At 60.4% G+C, this 17294-nt stretch carries 19 protein-coding genes and 2 pseudogenes; all 21 read right to left on the bottom strand.

Annotated features, from left to right (window positions below; genetic code table 11):
• Positions 1-23 precede the first annotated feature (23 nt).
• Positions 24-470 (bottom strand): phage tail assembly chaperone, encoded by a 447-nt coding sequence (locus JFT87_RS10885; protein WP_201201176.1) that lies wholly within the window; start codon positions 468-470, stop codon positions 24-26.
• Positions 471-1363 (bottom strand): annotated as a pseudogene (locus JFT87_RS28815) (gp53-like domain-containing protein).
• Entirely contained in the window at positions 1363-1836 is a 474-nt protein-coding gene (locus tag JFT87_RS10875; protein WP_201201175.1) for a phage tail assembly chaperone, read from the bottom strand. The pseudogene JFT87_RS28815 and the gene JFT87_RS10875 overlap by 1 nt, the downstream one beginning before the upstream one ends.
• On the bottom strand, positions 1836-2762 hold the full coding sequence (locus tag JFT87_RS10870; RefSeq protein ID WP_201201173.1) for a glycine-rich domain-containing protein: 927 nt from the start codon (positions 2760-2762) through the stop codon (positions 1836-1838). The genes JFT87_RS10875 and JFT87_RS10870 overlap by 1 nt, the downstream gene beginning before the upstream one ends.
• An 83-nt stretch (positions 2763-2845) precedes the next feature.
• Positions 2846-3430, bottom strand: a complete 585-nt coding sequence (locus JFT87_RS10865) for a tail fiber assembly protein (protein WP_201201171.1) — start codon at positions 3428-3430, stop codon at positions 2846-2848.
• A gap of 47 nt (positions 3431-3477) precedes the next feature.
• Positions 3478-4512 (bottom strand): phage tail protein, encoded by a 1035-nt coding sequence (locus tag JFT87_RS10860; RefSeq protein WP_201201167.1) that lies wholly within the window; start codon positions 4510-4512, stop codon positions 3478-3480.
• Positions 4513-4638: 126 nt separating this feature from the next.
• On the bottom strand, positions 4639-5154 hold the full coding sequence (locus tag JFT87_RS10855; protein WP_201201160.1) for a phage tail protein: 516 nt from the start codon (positions 5152-5154) through the stop codon (positions 4639-4641).
• A complete protein-coding gene (locus JFT87_RS10850) occupies positions 5151-6308 on the bottom strand; it encodes a phage tail protein (RefSeq protein ID WP_201201158.1) in 1158 nt (385 codons plus the stop codon). The genes JFT87_RS10855 and JFT87_RS10850 overlap by 4 nt, the downstream gene beginning before the upstream one ends.
• Positions 6309-6319: 11 nt before the next feature.
• The gene (locus tag JFT87_RS10845; protein ID WP_201201157.1) at positions 6320-6919 is read right to left on the bottom strand and encodes a YmfQ family protein; all 600 of its coding nucleotides are present in this window, start codon (positions 6917-6919) and stop codon (positions 6320-6322) included.
• The gene (locus JFT87_RS10840) at positions 6907-7950 is read right to left on the bottom strand and encodes a baseplate J/gp47 family protein (protein WP_201201155.1); all 1044 of its coding nucleotides are present in this window, start codon (positions 7948-7950) and stop codon (positions 6907-6909) included. Before JFT87_RS10840 ends, JFT87_RS10845 begins: the two co-directional genes overlap by 13 nt.
• Positions 7940-8338 (bottom strand): phage GP46 family protein, encoded by a 399-nt coding sequence (locus JFT87_RS10835; protein WP_201201153.1) that lies wholly within the window; start codon positions 8336-8338, stop codon positions 7940-7942. Before JFT87_RS10835 ends, JFT87_RS10840 begins: the two co-directional genes overlap by 11 nt.
• Positions 8338-8847 carry a phage baseplate assembly protein V gene (locus JFT87_RS10830; protein WP_201201151.1) on the bottom strand — a complete coding sequence of 170 codons (510 nt, stop codon included), beginning with the start codon at positions 8845-8847 and terminating at the stop codon, positions 8338-8340. The genes JFT87_RS10835 and JFT87_RS10830 overlap by 1 nt, the downstream gene beginning before the upstream one ends.
• A 135-nt stretch (positions 8848-8982) precedes the next feature.
• A complete protein-coding gene (locus tag JFT87_RS10825) occupies positions 8983-10032 on the bottom strand; it encodes a phage baseplate assembly protein (protein ID WP_201201150.1) in 1050 nt (349 codons plus the stop codon).
• 3 nt (positions 10033-10035) lie between these two features.
• Positions 10036-11271 carry a DNA circularization protein gene (locus JFT87_RS10820; protein WP_201201146.1) on the bottom strand — a complete coding sequence of 412 codons (1236 nt, stop codon included), beginning with the start codon at positions 11269-11271 and terminating at the stop codon, positions 10036-10038.
• The gene (locus JFT87_RS10815) at positions 11258-13030 is read right to left on the bottom strand and encodes a phage tail protein (protein WP_201201144.1); all 1773 of its coding nucleotides are present in this window, start codon (positions 13028-13030) and stop codon (positions 11258-11260) included. Before JFT87_RS10815 ends, JFT87_RS10820 begins: the two co-directional genes overlap by 14 nt.
• Positions 13031-13160: 130 nt before the next feature.
• The gene (locus JFT87_RS10810; RefSeq protein ID WP_054047093.1) at positions 13161-13457 is read right to left on the bottom strand and encodes a phage tail assembly protein; all 297 of its coding nucleotides are present in this window, start codon (positions 13455-13457) and stop codon (positions 13161-13163) included.
• Entirely contained in the window at positions 13454-13801 is a 348-nt protein-coding gene (locus JFT87_RS10805) for a phage tail tube protein (protein ID WP_201195460.1), read from the bottom strand. The genes JFT87_RS10810 and JFT87_RS10805 overlap by 4 nt, the downstream gene beginning before the upstream one ends.
• A 67-nt stretch (positions 13802-13868) precedes the next feature.
• Positions 13869-15365 carry a phage tail sheath subtilisin-like domain-containing protein gene (locus JFT87_RS10800; protein WP_201201142.1) on the bottom strand — a complete coding sequence of 499 codons (1497 nt, stop codon included), beginning with the start codon at positions 15363-15365 and terminating at the stop codon, positions 13869-13871.
• A complete protein-coding gene (locus JFT87_RS10795) occupies positions 15365-15547 on the bottom strand; it encodes a DUF2635 domain-containing protein (protein WP_201201140.1) in 183 nt (60 codons plus the stop codon). Before JFT87_RS10795 ends, JFT87_RS10800 begins: the two co-directional genes overlap by 1 nt.
• The gene (locus tag JFT87_RS10790; RefSeq protein WP_201201138.1) at positions 15544-16128 is read right to left on the bottom strand and encodes a phage tail terminator protein; all 585 of its coding nucleotides are present in this window, start codon (positions 16126-16128) and stop codon (positions 15544-15546) included. The genes JFT87_RS10795 and JFT87_RS10790 overlap by 4 nt, the downstream gene beginning before the upstream one ends.
• Positions 16129-16275: 147 nt before the next feature.
• Positions 16276-17291, bottom strand: a pseudogene (locus tag JFT87_RS10785) (phage late control D family protein).
• Positions 17292-17294 lie beyond the last annotated feature (3 nt).

Below are 17294 nucleotides of genomic sequence, written 5' to 3'. Positions count from 1 at the left end.
CGTCCTCATGAAATCCTGTTGAATCAAAGTGCCGCAGCCAACCAACGCGGTGCCACCGGTCGATGTTCGCTGAATGGAAATAAGGAGCCCTGCGGCCAGTCGCGCAACTCGCGCCGATAAGTTTGCAGTTCAGCGTATTGCGCGGTGGTGAGTGTCGTACCGCCGCCGTCTTCGAGTTCATCACGGTCGCGCGCGACCAAACCATCGGTGTCCGCCAGTTGTGCGGTGCGCCAATTGCGCTCGGTATCTGCCGCTTGTTCTGCCGAAGGAGGCGGCGGATCAATCAGGATCGGATAACCGGTTTCCACATGCACACCAATTACTTTCGCGGTGACCGCCAATTGCTGGAGCAACGAAATCCAATAGGCCTGAGGAATTTCGATGACGTCGTCCGGAATGTCCGATGAGTTGATACCCGGTACGTACACTCCTCGGGTACTCGCACTGAAGAAAACGTTGAAGGTATTCATTTAATAGCCCTTGGCGAAGTAAAACACGGTCCAACCTGCCGCGACCCTGTTCATCGCGTCACGCACTTTCAAGCGAACACCTTGTTTGGTAGCGGTGCCTCCAACAACAATCACCATGGCGCCATCACCGCCGACATGGTTGGCGACGCACGAGAAAAAAGCATTCGGGAAGGAGGTCGGGAAATTCACCCACATTTCACCGTTGACATCTGTAGTACCGAATCCCCATTGATCAATGTTTCCACTGGCGTGTTTCTGATATCCGGGATTACCCGCCAAACCAGAAAACAGCGCGGCATATTTCAGACTGGCCGTCCCGTGAACAGTCCAGATCCCACTTTCTTTAACAAGGGTGGCGCTCTCTCCACCGTTCATCACAATCGAATTCAACAAAACGCCCTGCGGGCTTATTCGTGGATTGCCAGGGTGCGCAATCGTGACAGGGGAATTGCTACGGCAGTGAAAGCCCAATGTTGCGCCATTGGGAACCGTGGTGACATCCGGCAACGTCACGGTGTAAGACGAGTCGCCCCCAGACCTACCGAAAAGCCCACATCGGCTATCGTCAGTTGCGTGGCGCCAGTGATGCCTCGCGAACCTGCATAGCTACCCAGCGATCGTTGTACGAACTCGCAAGTAGCTGCCGAACGGCTGACATCGAATGGCGCAGCAGTCTTGAACAACTGGGTACTCCGAAGTGCGCCAAGCAATTGAGTGTTGGACGCTTCACTTGGCGTCAGTCCGCCCGCTCGCACAACACCCAGAATTTCCTCAGTAACGCCGTTGCCCCAACTCGCCGGAATCAATGATCCCGGTTTGCCCGTCAGCGGGTCTTCATCAACAAACTTGCCGTTCACCAGCCCTGCGCTGGGCATACTATTTGGATAATCCATTACTTCTCTCCTGCTCTGAAAGCGATCCATGTCGGGGTCGAGGGTCGGGAAGCCGGCGCCGGAAACTGGCTTGATTCAGGCCAGTCGCGCAGCGCCTGGCGGTACTCGAGCAGTTCCAGAAATTGCGCAGCCTTGAGTGAGGTTCCACGCCCCAACTCCTGCTCATCGCGATGACGCGTCACCCACCACTCGGAGGCCAAAAGGGACGTATCTCGCCACGTGCGATCAGATTCCGCAGGCTCTTGCTCCGCAACAACGGCTGCCTGAGCTGTCACTTGAGATTGCTGAACCTGCTGCGGCTCGAGTACCTGCTGGGCCTCACTCAGCGGCGCGCCGATTTCAACTGTCATGCCCTCCGGCACTTGAACCATCGATTCAACGAAAGAAGGGGCAAACAGTTGCTCGATCGTGTAGTCGCCGGTGTCGATCAATTCAACCGCGACACCTTTCTCCATCCGTGCATATCGAGCCATTATTCGTACTCCCAGATTTCACAGAAGGCGTTGCCACCAGCGCCGCTGAGCACTGAGGCGGAAGCATTGGTTGAGCAGGAGCCACTGCCGCCGGAACCACGCCCGCCAGCGATGCCATTGCCATTGACACCCACGCGTACGCCACCGCCGTCGAACGGACTGGCAGCTCCGGCGCCGGAGACCACTCCCCAGTTGGCGTTGTACATCGCGAACTCGCCATGTGTGCCACGCGCATTGGCAAGACCACCGCCCGTAACGAGTTGTCCACCGGTCCCGCCCATGACAAATCCCACTGCCGTTGCTGTCACTGTGAATGACAGGATTTGCCCGCCCGCACCGCCAGCCGCGCTCATATAGCTACCGAAGGACGCGCCGCCACCCGCCTGACCCAGTACATTGCTCGGCGCGCCGCCGGCGCCCAGCGAAACAGGCACGCCTGCCAACATTTCCGCGGTCACGAAATACAGGCTTTCTGCATAGGCCCCGGAACCACCGCCACCACCGATACGATGGTTATTCGCGGCGACAGGCTCGCAGCCACCGCCAGATCCACCCGCCCCCACCAATCGCACACGAATGCGTTTGGCCTTGGGGTTGGGCTTGTAAACCGTGATCCCGACGGTCTCGATCTGCCTGACGGCTAACAGCCGTCCCACCGCATCAGTAATGCCGTAACCCGCCAAAGTGGTCGGAGTGTTTTTCAGTTTGGTGAAGTCGACCAGCGCGCCTATCGCGGTGGCCAACTGATCGGTTTTGGCTTCATCGGGCGCCAATCCGGCAGCCTTGATTGCGTTGAGAATTTCTTGCGTGACGCTGTTGCCCCAAGCAGCGGGGATCAACGAACCCGGTGTTCCGGCCACAGGGTTTTCATCGATAAATCCCCCGTTGACCAGGCCAACGCCGGGAATGGTTTTTGGATAGTCCAAGGCACAACCTTCCATTTTTTACAGGCAGCCGAATGCCGGCAGCGCCCGACCGCCTGTAAGGTTTCTGTTGATTGACTAGCGAGTTAGACGTTTGGCAAAACAACTGATTTGGCCGGTGCGGTCGGCCAGATGATGCTCAGTGGGTAATCCGGTTGAAGCTCAATCTGGGTCAACTTCAGGGCGTAGCGTTTCCAAGCTTGCAGCGCGGTCAATTGCTCGCTGGTGGCTTCGCCCAAATCGTAGGCGTATTGCAGTGGCGCGACACGGATAACCACAGTACGCAAACGGTTATCACGATCGATCTCAGCCTGTGCCGCCTCGCCTTCACGCTGCAGGTCGAGATCCAGCGCCCAATCATCATCCCTCCAGGCGTGATAGAGACTCGGCCGGGGCTTGAAGGTCAGGTTATCCGGCAATGGACCCAACTCGGTCCAGTACTGAGGCATGCCATTGTCTTTGCGGTAAGCCAGTTGGTTACGCATATCGAGCAACTGCACGGTCACGCCGTTGCGCCATGCCCACACATAACTGGCCTCGGCCGGCGGCAAGAGCTCTGGCAACTCGATCACATTACCCGGGATGGAACCCTCCATACCCGGAACAACCGGCAGGCTCACGGGGCCGCTGATTTGCTGGGTCATTTCATCTACAAGATAATAGTAAGCCATTGTTTTTTCCTTTTCGGGGTGTTGATCAGAAGACAGAAAAGCCTGCTTCAGATGAGTTTTATCCGGCCTGGGTAAGCGATGTTTCGCGGACGGGTTTCAGTGCCTCCGGTGTTTTCGGTGAAGCCGAGACTGATGTTGGCCTGGTTGAACAGCGCATCCGGCGCCGTGCTGGGTGAAGTTGCCGCCACGCCCAACATGTCACTTTTGAGTTCATGTCGATGCGCACGGAACATATCCAGTTGCCAACTGCCGACCGAGCGCCCGCCATCGATCCCTCGCCCCTCATCGAGCATCCGAATGAATTCGCCACGCCCTTCAGGACCACGGAACGTCAGCGAGCCATCGCCACTGGTCCATCCGCCTTCAGCGCCAACCCGTGCCGCCTCGCTCGTCAGTGCGCCCGATTGTTGCGCGTGGTCCCATAACCAGGGCCAGTCACTGCGACTGAAAACGCTGCTGTTCAGCAGGCCGTATCCGCCCGGGTTGAGGATCGTCGTGGTCTCGAACACAGGTCGTCCCAACGGCGTGCTGTCGAACCGCCCAACCGGCCACCAATTGCCTGCGCCATCGCTGCGCAGATGCCACCAGTCACCCGAGCCCATCAGCACAAAAAACGGGTAACCGGCAGCGGCCAGGTGCGTGTGAAATCTGATTTTGTCGGTGCCGGAGGCGCGGACCATCAAACGGGTAGCCGCGTTGTCGACCCGGCGAACGATGACGTCGCGAGTACCCAGTGCGGCATCGGCGGCCGGCAGACTGATGGTCGTCACACCACTGCTGGCATTGACCAACACAAGGCCCAATTCACTGGCCGTCAGTCCTTTAGAGGTCGATACATTGATCACTGAGGAGCCCATCGGACTGGCCAGTGCCAACAGCGCCTGCAAGGCCTTGAGCAGTTGGCGATTGTCGCCTTCGGTGGGCACGAGTCCTGCGCTGGAAACCACATTGAGTATTTCCTCTGTGACGGCATTGCCCCACACCGCCGGAATCAACGACCCCGGCGTACCTGCCACCGGGTTTTCATCGACGAAGCGACCATCGACCAAGCCGACGCTGGGAACGCTTTTTGGATAATCCATAGGTCTTCTGTTCCTCTGAAATAACAAATGAACCGTGCCCCGAGCGCTGCAAGTGCAACCTCGTCCACGGTTTCTTCCTAAAAAAAGCCCACAGTGAAGTGGGCTGTTCTGAAGCAGATTGACGTCCTAACTGACCTGTTGGCTGACCAATTCGCGGATCGCGACAATGGCCTCATCGGCAACAATGCGAGCCAGATCGATCTTGCCCTTGGACGCCTGCGCGCGGATCTGTGCTTTAGCCTTCAGGCGCAAAGTCCGCAGCGTCAGCAAGTGGTCGGTGAGCTGTTCGGCTTTGCCGAGAATCTGCTCGGCGGCCTGTTTCGCCGTGCGACCTTTGACGACCCAGGCAGCGACCGACAGCGGCACTTCCTTCTTCGGGTAGCCTGCGTCCTGATAGGCCTGAGCGTCGGCGGCGGCCTGGGCGTATTCCATGGCTTTGAGCGGATCGCCGGCCAGCACAGTGCGGGCGCTGTCGGCGGCGGTATCGATTTTGGCGCACAAGCGTTCAGTTTCCTGCTCATCCTGAGCAGCCTGTTTATCGCCGTTCACTACCCATTTATCACCATCCCAATCATGGGCGGCAGACGGTTGAGGAAGGCGCATTTCGCCATCGAACTGATGAAGTTCCTGAATAACGATCATCGAATAAGCTCCCACGACAGTTGGACGTTCACGGCTTCACTAAAGTTGATCGGGATACCGGCGCTGTAGTCGGTCAGCGGATGACTCTTTATGCCCATGCTCAGCAGCAGTTCATCGCTGTCGGCAACGGTCTGCCCCAAAGTGTGCTCTGCCTGGAAGCTTTGCCAGACCGAACGCAACTGCGTGTGGTCAAAACTGGCGGCCAGGGTCGATACCGTGACGTCATTGAGGACATTGTTGGTAAACAGTACGCACGGATAGAGCGTCGCCGGATTCCAGCCGCCAGCATTGTTGGCACTCCCCGTCGAAACCGGTGACAGGTAGGAATAGTTGCCGCCGGCCCATCCTGCGCCCGGAAATCCCATAGAGGTGACAGCGGTCGAGGACGGCGTCGGGTTACCCACCACCAATCGCGCAGCACGTGCATGAGGATCCAGTGGTAGAAATACCGCCCCCGTACCGTTGACCGTCTGCGTCCAGCTCAAGCGTGCCCGGTTGTAGATCGGGCGCACCGTCGGCACTGAACCCGGTGCACCGGTGGCGACCCAAGCCAAGCACATGTCCAGCACCGAACTCTGGAAACCACCACCGGCAGCACCGTTGACCGTGCCTTTCAGGCCATCAGGCGTCACGTCATGGATCGTCCCGCGCTGGGTGTAGAAATTCAGCACACCGTCAATCAATTGCGCCCGCAGAAAGTAACTGGAACTGGGCAACAGATCGGCACTGCTCCAAGTCGTGGTCACACAGGTACGCGAGCGTCCTAACTGCCCCGCCACCACTTCCTGGCCGATGCTGAGGTAAATCCCTGCCGGCACCGACACCCGCCCACCACTGGTCGAGGCCGCCGCCGGTGTGATCGGCATGCGGGCATCCGTCGTGGCAACGGTTGGCAAAGGTAATGCCGACAGTGGCAACGCCAGATCCTGATTCCAGCCCTTGGAAGTCACCGACTGAATCGCCTGCAACAACTGATCGTATTTCTTCTCGTCCGGAGTCAACCCGCCTGCGTTGATCACGTTGAGAACTTCCTGCGTAACACTGTTGCCCCACCTCGCCGGAATCAACGACCCCGGCGTCCCCATCAACGGGTTTTCATCAACAAACGTCCCATTCACCAACCCGGCACTGGGCACACTTTTCGGATAATCCATCCCCCTACTCCCTAGTCATAATTAATGTGCACCTTGGTATGCGCCGGGGCGCTGCGGTGGATCAGGCACTCCAGCGCCGAGCCCGGGTTGACGCCGAAGCGTTCGCCCCAGTAACTCGCGCCGAAACGCCGACCCAGCAGCAAGCGGCCGCCGGTGTTGAGCGTCCACATGAACTGCGCTTCCCAGGTGCCCCAGTGCGCCGCACCGAAACGCGAGCGGCCCATGCGCGGGGCTTCGAGTTCGGTGATGGTGGCGTTCGGGTAGCCCTGGGTTCTGGCGATCTCGAGGTAGTAGCCAACCGCTTGGCTGCCGACCGCCAGCAAGCGGCGGCGCACGGCCAGGCGACGGTCATCGAACAGCGGCGTGGCGCCCAGACAGGGGTCAGGCAAGTTCATTACCCGCTCCCAATCCGGCACCAACTCACTGACGCCGGCCGGGTCCATCTCGTTGAGCAGATCGGCGGCGCGGGCGTCGAGTCGGGCCAGTTCCAGGGCAATGCCTTCGAGGACTTCCTCCAGTTCCGGCACCTGCTCCGGGTCCCAAGCGGGACCCGCGGGAAGCAAGGCGCGCAGTTGCGCCTGGTATTGCGCGGCGGTTCTTATGCCCCCCATACGCAACCTCCGAAAGTCAGCAGTTCGCTCTTGCCGGCAGGCACGTCAGCCGCCGGTGAGGTGAGCGTGTGGTCGTACTCGCCGCCGGCGCTGCTGATGGCTTCGCGGATATGGCTGATCAGCAGCGGTACGCCGAGATCGGCCTCGCGGTTGTGCAGATCGCGCAACTGCGCTTCGACCGCCGCGCGCACCGCCGTGGTGTCCGGGTTCACGCTGAGGCTATAGACCACCGGCACCTGAATCGGCCGCTGCACATGCACCTCGGCGGTGACCGGGCGCAGCGGCTCGATGTAGGCCAGAACCTGCGCCAGTTGCTCGTCGTTAGGCACCGGTTGCGGATCGTCGTCACGCATGATGAACACACTGACCGTACCCGGCCCCAACAGGCCGCCACGGCACCACGCACGAGTGACGCCGGGGCATTCCAGCGCCCAGGTTTCATAGTCCTGCGCCGAACCGCCGTGGGGGATGACCCGATAGGAACGGATCACCCGCGAGCGCAGCGACTCGAGACTTTCGCGCGCCACGCCGCCGCTGAGTCCCGGCGCCAGCACGATGAAGCTGCTGCCGACGATGCCGGCAATCGGTTGCACCGGCGTCAAAGCCAATCCGGCATCGGCATTGCCCAGGCTGCCGGCGTCAAGCGCGGCGATGGTGGTGCTGTTGAGGCCGTTGCTGGTAGTGCGCGCGGCGGTGACTTTGTAGGTGCGACCGTCGCTCGATTGCAGCAGCGTGTCGACGTCCAGCACCGCGCCAGCGCTGGCGGTGAAGCTGACGCTACCGCTGGCCGTTTGGGCGACTTTGCGCGGCTGGTTCAGACGCAGTGCGGCGATCCGTTCCAGGGTCGATTCGTCGGCCTTGTCCGGGAGGATCTGCTCGGCGATCCAGTCCAGGTAGCCATACAGGCCATAGGCGGCACCACCGAGGGTTCGGGCCAGCACTTGCGCATCGGACTGGCGCAGCGAATCGCTGGCCAGGTCGCTTTGGGTGCGTTTGATCAGCACCGGCAGCGAAGGGGTTTCAAACGGCATAGATCACCTGCCAACTGTTATCAGGGTTGATGTCCAGGCGCTCGCCGTCGGCCAGGGTCAGGACCGTGCGCAGGTTCAGGCGCTGGGCGTCGAGGCGTTCGCTGATGATGTCGATGGCGCTGCAATGGCCGTCATCGATCAACCATTGCAGCGCCTCGCGGGCATAAAACTCGGCGTCCATCTGGGTTTGCCGGGTCAACTTGACCCGGCGCAGCAGCCACAGTCGCGAGCCGATGCGGTCGTCGGCCACGGAGGGGAAAGTGTCGCCCCACCAGCCGAAACGTTCCTCGTCATCGAGGGCATCGTCATCGGCGGCACGGCGCCAGGTGAACAGGCTGATCAGCACCGATCGGGTCAGTGCTGCGTGGAGGTTCTGGCTGATGAACATTACTGACCTCCCGCCGGCACGCCGGTCTGGCCACTGCCTGCCTGGACGCCGACGTGCACGTGTTTGATCTGGCTGATGCCGCCCGCGACCTGGTCGCCCTGGGAAACGATCTTGCCGGTCTGGGTCAGGGTCGGTGTGTCGATGTTCACGGCGGTGCTGGCGCGAATGTTTAGCGTGGCGGTTTGGATGTCGATGATCCGCCCGCGCTTGAAGTGAATCCTGTCGCCTTCGTCGGTGTAAATCGCCACTTCGCCGGCGGCCAGGGACTGGAGGCGATAGCGGCGGTCGGCGACCACCAGGACGATGGCGTGGGAGCGATCACCTCCCAAAAAAGTGGCGATACCCTCGGCGCCGGCCAGTGGATTACTGGTGAAGCCGTAGGGTTCGAAGTGTTCCATGTCGTCGTTCACTTCGCCGGCGGTAAGGCGCATTTGCAGCGATTGCAGCTTGGATGCCGAGTTGGCGAGCACGACAGTGCCGCGCGCCAGGAGGCGTGTCAGTAGGCTCATTGGGTTTCCTTTAAATCAGGACCGACGCAGACCACTGTGGGAGCGGGCTTGCTCGCGATAGCGGCGGGTCAGGCGACTACAGTGGTGAATGCTCAACCGCTTTCGCGAGCAAGCTCGCTCCCACAGGGTTCGGTGTCAGGCTGAGGTTTTCTTCGCTGGAGTGGGATCGGGATCGAAGGTATGCGGCGGTGCCACTTGCAGCGTTGTCACCGAGCCCTGCGCCGACAGCGAATACGTGACTTTGGAAATCAGCATGTCGCCATCAAAGCCGAGCACTGGATCTTTCACCCGCACCAGCGTGTTGTGGCGCCACAGATCGCCGTTGGCCTGACGCCAGCCCTGCACCTGATAGGTGGTGGTCTGTGCACGGCCCATGCGGGTGGCGCTTTCCCATTGGGCACGCTGCTGCGCCAACTCAAAGGTCAGTTGCGTGCCTTCGTTGATCACCGTGGTGCGGCGACGTTTGAAGGTCAGGTCGGCAGCAATCGATTCGACTTCGCTGACCGCCGCCCCGCTCTTCTTGTCCGAGCCTTTTTGCTGGCCGATCACCCGGTATTCGGAGAACACCTGGCTGTGATCCATCGGTGCGTTGGCCGAGAGAATATTCTTGCCCAACTCCAGCACATCACTGGCCCGACCGCCGCTGCCGGGCTTGGCCAGCACCAGCCGGCCCTGCTCGTCATCGGTGGAAAACACCCGCAGCAGCGAGAGCAAACGGTCGATTGACTGAAACACCGTTTCACCCGGCACGATGGTGTGTTTGGCCAGTCGTGCTGTCTCGGGTATCTCGTTGACCACCGACTGCGAATAGCCCATCGCCAGCGCCTCGACAATGCTCAGCAGCGGTTGCTCCTGCCATTGACCCGGGCGATTGATGGCCGCGCAATCGACCAGATCCTGGGTCTTCGAACTGCCTTCGATGGTCAGACTGATCTGCCGCCCGTCATAGCGGATCGGCGCCTTGAAAACGTAGCCGGTGAGCACCAGATCGTTGCCGATCTTCACCTCGCACGGGTCGCCGGGCTTGATCGGTTTATCCACCGTTTGCCCTGGCCATTGCCAGGTGATGTCGAGTTTGAAGGTACGGAACTGGCGCTCCAGATCAGCCGTGACTTCCACGCTTTTCCAGCCGCCATATTCCAGATTGTTGACCGTCAGCGTGACGCGGTTATCCATCTCGCTCATGGTTCACTCCCCGGGGACTTTCACTTGGTTGGGTGAGAACCCGGGATGATTCGTCGGGTTGCGCTGCTGGATTTCCAGGGCCCGCGTGGCATCGCCCAGGTACTTGTAGGCGATCACCAGCGCCGGCGCGCTTTCCTGAATGGTTTTAGTGACAACCCGTATACCCGAGGACGCAACGGCCTTGAGGTGGGTGACCAACGCATCCTGCAAATCGCTGGCTACCTGGTGATGCGCAGGGCTGGATTTGTTCTTCGCCAGATCCAGCGTGCTGACCAGATTCTTCAGCATCGCCAGCGTATCGTCGGTGGACGGCACGTCCTGATGAGTGATCGGCTGGTTGGCCTGATTGTTAACGGAAGGCGTCGACGGTGTCTTCACCGGTTTGGTGGCCACCGGCATCGACGCGACAAATTGCGCCACTTTGACCAACAGCGTGTCCTGCACCAGATCGGCCACGGCTTGCGCGGCGGCGGTGGTGTCCTTACCGGTGGTGAGCTTCGGCGCATCGGCCTTGCGGATGTCTTCGAGTTGTTGGGAGACATCGGCAATCAAGCCACGATAGCCCTCCTTCGCGAAGTCCTTGAGCGACTTGATATCGCCCAGCAAGCCTTTGAATTCCGCCGCTACTTCCTTGGGCAACTCCTTGACCGCTTTGACCAGATCGGTGATCTGCCGGTACTGCTCGATCAGCGGTTTGAGCTGTTCCTTGATCACGCCATACACCTCGGTGAGGCTGTTGCGCAGATTGGCGATGCCGATCCGCGCCGCCTTGATCAGGGTCATCGCCTGTTCAAAGCGCGCCACCGCCGAACCCAGCAACGTATCGGCTTTGGCCAACAGGACCTTTTGTGTGCTGACGGTCGCGGTCGGGAACGGCAGTGGCTGATCGGGGTAGAACTTCAGGGCGAAGGTCACCAACCCGCCGTCCTGGCGGGTGTGGGTCATGTCGCACTCGCCGACCTTGACCTGCAACCGCCCCAGCCACGGATGCACCAGTTCACCACTGCCCTGCTCCAGGGCCTTGAGCAGCTTGTCGCGCTGCTCCAGGCAATCGGGGCCGACAATGAACGCCGTCAGATCATGGGTCTTGGCCTGCTGGCCCAGGTCCTCGAAAAACGGCAGGTCGCGTTGCGGATATTCGTGCAACTGACCTTTACGACCCACCGGGGTTTTCGCCTGGTCGATCCAGAAACCGACACCGCGAAAGGATGCCGGCAACAAGCGGTCACGCCAGTTCATTGGAACCTCCTGCAGAGAGCGAGCGATAGCCGATGCGCGAAGAGAGCGCCAGCCCCGGTTGATTGGTTTGCGGTTGATCGGTGCGCAGGCCGGCCGGCGCATTTTCGAAGCGCACGGTCAGGCCGCCCTCGAGTTGCGTACGGTTGTTGGCGGCACTTTGCTGGATCAGGGCGCTGGAGTTTTGCGTCAGGGAGCCGGCCTGCAATGCACCGTTCGCCGCCGGCGTCGGGCTCGCACCAAAGAACGCCGGCGCCAGTTCACCTTTGCCTTCGGCATTGGTCTGACGCTGTGCTTCGGTCAGGCCTTCGACTTTTCCGGTGACCTTCGCCACCAGCCCGGCGAAGCCGCCGTCGAAAAGCTCCTTGATCGGTGCGATCACGGTTTGCAGCTTCTGCCACAGCTCGCCGAACCACTCGGTGATCGGTCCCCAGTTCTTGATGATCTGCCCAAGCGGTGTCCACTCGAACATGCCATGCAGAAACGCCAGCACCGGTGCGGCCAGCGCTTGCAACACGCCCCACAGTGCCGAAAACACTTCGCTGATCGGCTGCCAGTTGGCCGCAATTTGCGTCATCGGCGACCACTCGAACACGCCGCTGAAGAAATTCTTGACCACTTGCGCCGAGGCTTGCAGAGCGGCCCACAGCGGATCGAAGAACGCACTGATGGCGCCCCAATTGTTGATGATCATCCCAAGCGGCGAGTAGTCGAACAGCGTGCCGAAGAAATCCTTGATGACCTGGGCCGCCGGCTGAAGGGCCGTCCAGGTCGAACTGAAGAAACCGGTGATAGCGCCCCAGTTGTTGATGATCATGCCCAACGGCGTCCAGTCGAACAGGCCTTTGAGGAAATCAATCACCGGCACCGTCAGGGCCTTGAGCAATTCCCAGATCGCCGAGAACAGACCGGTCAACCCGGCCCAGTTGTCGATGATCATCCCGTAAGGTGTCCAGGAAAAAGCCGTTTTCAGGTAGCCCACCACCGTCGAGGTCACGGCTTCGATGCCCTCCCAGATACTGGAAAAGAACCCGGTAATCGGCCCCCAATTGGCGATCACCATGCCCAGCGGCGTCCAGCTGAACACCTTGCCGAGCACCGCCATCGTGCTCGCGGCGACATTTTTGATGCCGCCCCAAAGGTTGACGAAGAACGCAGAAATCGGCGTCCAGTTGGCAATGATCAAACCGGCGGCCAGGGCAACACCCATGGCAATCAGCATGATCGGATTGACCTTGAGCACCGAGCTCATCAGATCAAAAACCTGGGTCGCCCCGGTGACCGCCGTTTGCATTGCCGAGAACGCGATGGCGGCAGTCGCCAGCGTCTCGACCAGTTTCGGGTTGTCGGCAACCAGGCGCCCTACCCCCGTCAACAATGGCTCCAACCCCACCACCAACGCGCCAACAGCAGGGGCCAATGCCGCGTCAATGGAGGCGGAAACCTTGCTCATCGAATCGCTGAAGACATTCATCGATTGCGCAGCGCTTTGGGGAGCATTCGGAATATCGACGCCTTTTGCAGCCTCACCGACCTCGGCCAGCTTGCCCTTGAACGCGTCGGACGCCTTGATCCCGTCCACGAACGGCGTGATCACACTACCGCCCTTGAACAGACCGCTGATATCCAGTTTGCCGAGGCCGGCCCGTTCAAGGTTGTTTTTGAAGCTGTCGACCTTCGAAACGAGGGCTTTGAGCTTGGGTGACAGTTCATCGATGCCGGTCAACAGCACCGATTTTTTTATCGTGTTTTCGTCTGCCATCACTGCACCTGCTGCATCGCATTGATCCGTTGCGCGTGCTCCAGCGATTCGCGGAGCACATCCAGTGGCCTGGCCATCATCTGTTCGGGGTCAACCTTCCAGAACCAGGCCAGGTCATAGGCGACTGCGATCAGGTCGGTGATGGCTCCGACGCCGCACTCATGAAAAAACTCGCGACAGCCCAGCTCAATGCGTTGAGGTCAGCCAGGTCCAACTGGTTGACCGACGACGGCGGAATACCGGCGCAGACCGCGATGTATTTGGCCGCGACGTCCATGTCGAGGCTGACCTCTTCGCTCTTGTCGATCTTGTACGGCAGCGCCTTGATTGCCCGTACCTCCTGCACCGTCGGACGGCGCAGGTTGAGTTCGGTCAACGGCTCGCCGTGAGCTTCGATCGCAACCTGAAGCTTCACGGCGCCGCTCATTGCCAGGTCCCCTTGATGCCTTCGAACTTCAGTTCGATGGTGGCGTCATCGCCTTTGGAAACCGGCTCTTCGATCAGATAGGCGCCAGCCAGTACGTAGACTTTGCCGTTGCTGAATTCGCAGGTGACGGTCATGTCGGTGCCAGCAATCAGTTGCTTGAGCGGGAAGTCCGCGGTGTGCAGCGCCGTCACTTTGAACGACGGTGCGACGTCGGTTTCCTTGTAGAAACCCGGTACGACGGTTTCGCGTTTGGTGGACATCAGTGGGGCTTCGCAGCCGCCATTGATGGTCAGTTGAGCGCCGTCCACTTTGACGTAGCAGGTGCCCGCAATCAGTTGACCCATGGTGTTTCTCCCTTCAAATAAAAAGCCCACACGGGGTGGGCTGAAATCACATACTCAAACGCGGTTATTAAGCGGCGTCGTCGTACTGCAGGCGGAATTGGTTGAGCAGTGCGAACACGCGCAGACCGTTGATGTAATCCGGCGGGAACAGCACGTTGACCCGGCTCGGGTCCTGCACGTCGCGCTCGACAATCAGGTGCTCGGCGAACAGCTCGGCGTTTTCCACGTGGCCTTCCAGTTCGAGCTTGGCGTACTGGGCAATCAGTTCACCGCGAATGGTGCTCGGGGTGACGATGGGCTGGCCGGCGCCGAAACGGGTGCCGTCGGAAGCCAGTTTGTGGCGACCGTATTTGCTGGTGATCACGCTTTGCAGGCGACGTACGATAAACGCCGACTGGTGCATGGTTTCGCTATCCAGATAGGAGTTGTCGGCTTGGCCGTAAGCGTTCTTCTGATAGGTGGTGATCGAGCGCTGAATGCGCACGTAGCCACCTTCGTAGTACGCGGTGGCGATGCCGTAGTTGAGCAGCGACTGACGCTCGGTCAGGGTGAAACGTTCGCTGGCCGGCGCCGGGTCGAGACCTGGCAGGCTGCCGCTTTGCGTCGGACGGCTGGCGTCGGCGGAGATGAACACTGAAGTGCGTGCAGCCAGTGCCGCAGCCTGAACCCAGAACGGTTGTGGAACGCCCGGCTCCAGCGCCTGAATGGTCATGTGCTGATCGTTGCGCACCTGGCCTGCAGCAACCAAGGTACCGATGGTGCCGCGCTTGGCGCTGTAGACGTGACCGAACAATTGCTTGGCCCAGGACCAACGACCGGTGCTGTCATCCATGACGGCTTGCCAGGTGTTGAGGGTCGACAGGTCCGAGAACGGCATGCAGATGAACTCGAACGGCTCATCGCCCAGCGCTGCCACGGCATCCACTTGATCCGGCACACCGACGCCGCCGGTCATGGCAGTGACGGCGGAGGTCAGGCCGACCGGGGTTTCTTCGCCATTGCTCTTACCCAGGCGATTGAATTGCAGGCTGATGTCGTTGCCGCTGTCGCCGGTCCATTTGGCGCTCAGGGTCACGACGCCTTCGACCGCAACAGCGGACACCGGCAGGTCGGCCGACGCATTGATTTTCAGCGCCAGCGCGGTGGCCGCTTGAGCCGCAGTGAAACCGCTGACGATGGCCGCTTGAACGCGAACGCCGCCGACGTACAGGTTGAGCACACCGCTTTGAGTCGCTGCGCCGGTCAGGGTCACCACACCTTTGGCAATGCTGCCGGTGGTGTTGTGCAGCGGCAGGCACCAGATCTCGCCGATAGGGTCAGTCTTGCGCCAGGTTTCGTACATCGAGGCCAGCATCGAACCTTGGCCGCCAATGCTTTTGGCCAGCGCGACGCTGGACACCAGCACCAGTTTGCCGACATCGGCCGGTGCGATGTTGTCGTTGACCTGAGCGACGATCAAACGACGCATGGCCGACGACGCGCTATTGGCTGCCGAATTGTCCATCTCGGCGTAGAACAGCGGAACACGAATGTCCGCGGGGATGTTGCTGAATCCGATCGCCATTATTTGGCTCCCTGTGGTTTTGCCGCTTTCACGGCTTTGGTAGTGATATCGCCATCGGCCAAACGTCGACGCCACCAGGCGTTGTCCGGCACTTCACGGCCCTCGAGGGGCAACAGATCGCCCGCTTCCGGGTCCGGCACGACACGGCCTGGGGCCGGCAGCACGGTGATGCGTTCGCTCATGGGGTTACATCTCCAGAGAAAGTCAGTTCCAGGCGCCCGTCGGGCCCTGGGCGTTTCAGATGGGGGTCGGCCGGATCGATCGCATCGACCCGCACGGTGACCCCGGTAAAGGACGACAAACCGTCCAGTTCACGCTCGTGCCAACTCTCTGCGGGCTGCCCCGGCAGATTGCGGCCAAGCTGAAATTCGGTGAAAAAGCGCAAGCGGTACAACGCGCGGCTGCTGCTGATGGAAAGCAGTTCGCCGCTTTCGTATTCGATGGCGTCGTAGCCCGCTCCAGGCTTGAAACCCACCAGTGCGCGCCACAGTTCGGCACGCAGGTCGTGCAACAGATCCAGCGCTTTTGTAGCGTCGGTGGTGTCGAGCACCAGGGTCACTTCGAAGCGGTCGCGGATCGGTTGGGTGGTGAGGTTTTGTGCGGTGCTGTTGCTGGCGAGATCGGCCAGTGGTGTGACGTGGGCCGAAGGTGTCGGCAGATTCGGGTCGCCTTGCAGCAACGCCAGATCGACGCCTACCGAAATGTGATTGGCCAGGGTTGGGCATTGCTCACGCAACTGCGTGAGGATCGGAGTGATCTTCATGGAGGTGCTCCAGAAATTAGAGGAGTTAACGCAGAACCCAATGTGGGAGCGAGCCTGCTCGCGAAAGCGCTGGGACAGTCACTATCAATGTTGGACATGCCGGACTCTTCGCGAGCAGGCTCGCTCCCACGGGATGTTGTGCAGGGATCAGGCTTTGGGGTCGAGGCCGGTTGCTTCGATCAGGCAGCGATAGCTTTCCTCGCGCTTGCCACTGGCGGTGACTTTTTGATCGACCAGCGACCGCGCATGAAGTCTGGCCAGGTGTCATCCAGCACCAACAGGCCTTCGGCGGCCAGCAGCGGATCGCCCGGGCAGGTGACCTTCAGCGTGTATTTCTCGCGCAGCATCTTGCGCACTTCGGCTTCGCCGATGGCTTTGGCTTCTTCTTCACTCGCCTGTTTCTGGCGAATGACCTTGTAGGGTGCGGAACCGGTGATCACCTCCTGCAGCTTGCCGACAGCACCGTCCCAGAAGCAGGTCTTGCAACCCTGGTTCTGGGTGCGAGCGGTCTCTTCCAGTGTGGCGCTGATGAAAGCGTGATCACCCGGTCGATTGTTGCTGGTCACCGACAACCTGACGTCCGGTATCACCTGACCCGACAATGATTTGAGCTGCGCCGGTTTCGCCAGTACGTAGAGGTCGTTGTAGGGTTTGGCCACCGCGTCGTATTTGCTCGCCAGGCGTGTGATAAAGCCCATGTCGGTTTCGTTCGACTGGTCGACATGGGCAATCCTGATCAGCGCCAGTTCGGGATCGACGCGCGGTGAAAATCCGTGCCGCAAGACCAGCTCGCGAAACAGTCCGCCAAGGGTTGTCGGGCCATGACTGGCCGTGCGCCGCTCCTTGAATCCGCTCTCGTCCTTGCCACTGAAAGGCGCGGCCGTGGCGACCAGCGTCAGGCGTAACGGGAACAGCGTCGGGGTCAATCGAGTCACCTTGAACTGGCCCTTTTCGACCAGCCCGGACTCCAGATAGCCAACCCGCAGGCCGATGGTTCCGCCCAGGGTCGGCAAGCCTTCGAGGCCTTCCAGGTCGATCACCAGTGTCAGCTGATCGGACTCCATCCCGGCAGCATCAATGTGTTCCCAACTGATCAGGCGCTGGTTCAGCAGCGCATGGTTGGCCCCGTAGATTTCGATCGCCGGTGTAAATCCCTGTGCCATGCA

Origin of the sequence: Pseudomonas sp. TH15 (assembly GCF_016651105.1) — a bacterium.
Lineage (GTDB): Bacteria > Pseudomonadota > Gammaproteobacteria > Pseudomonadales > Pseudomonadaceae > Aquipseudomonas.
This window is presented reverse-complemented; position numbering and strand designations above follow the sequence as displayed.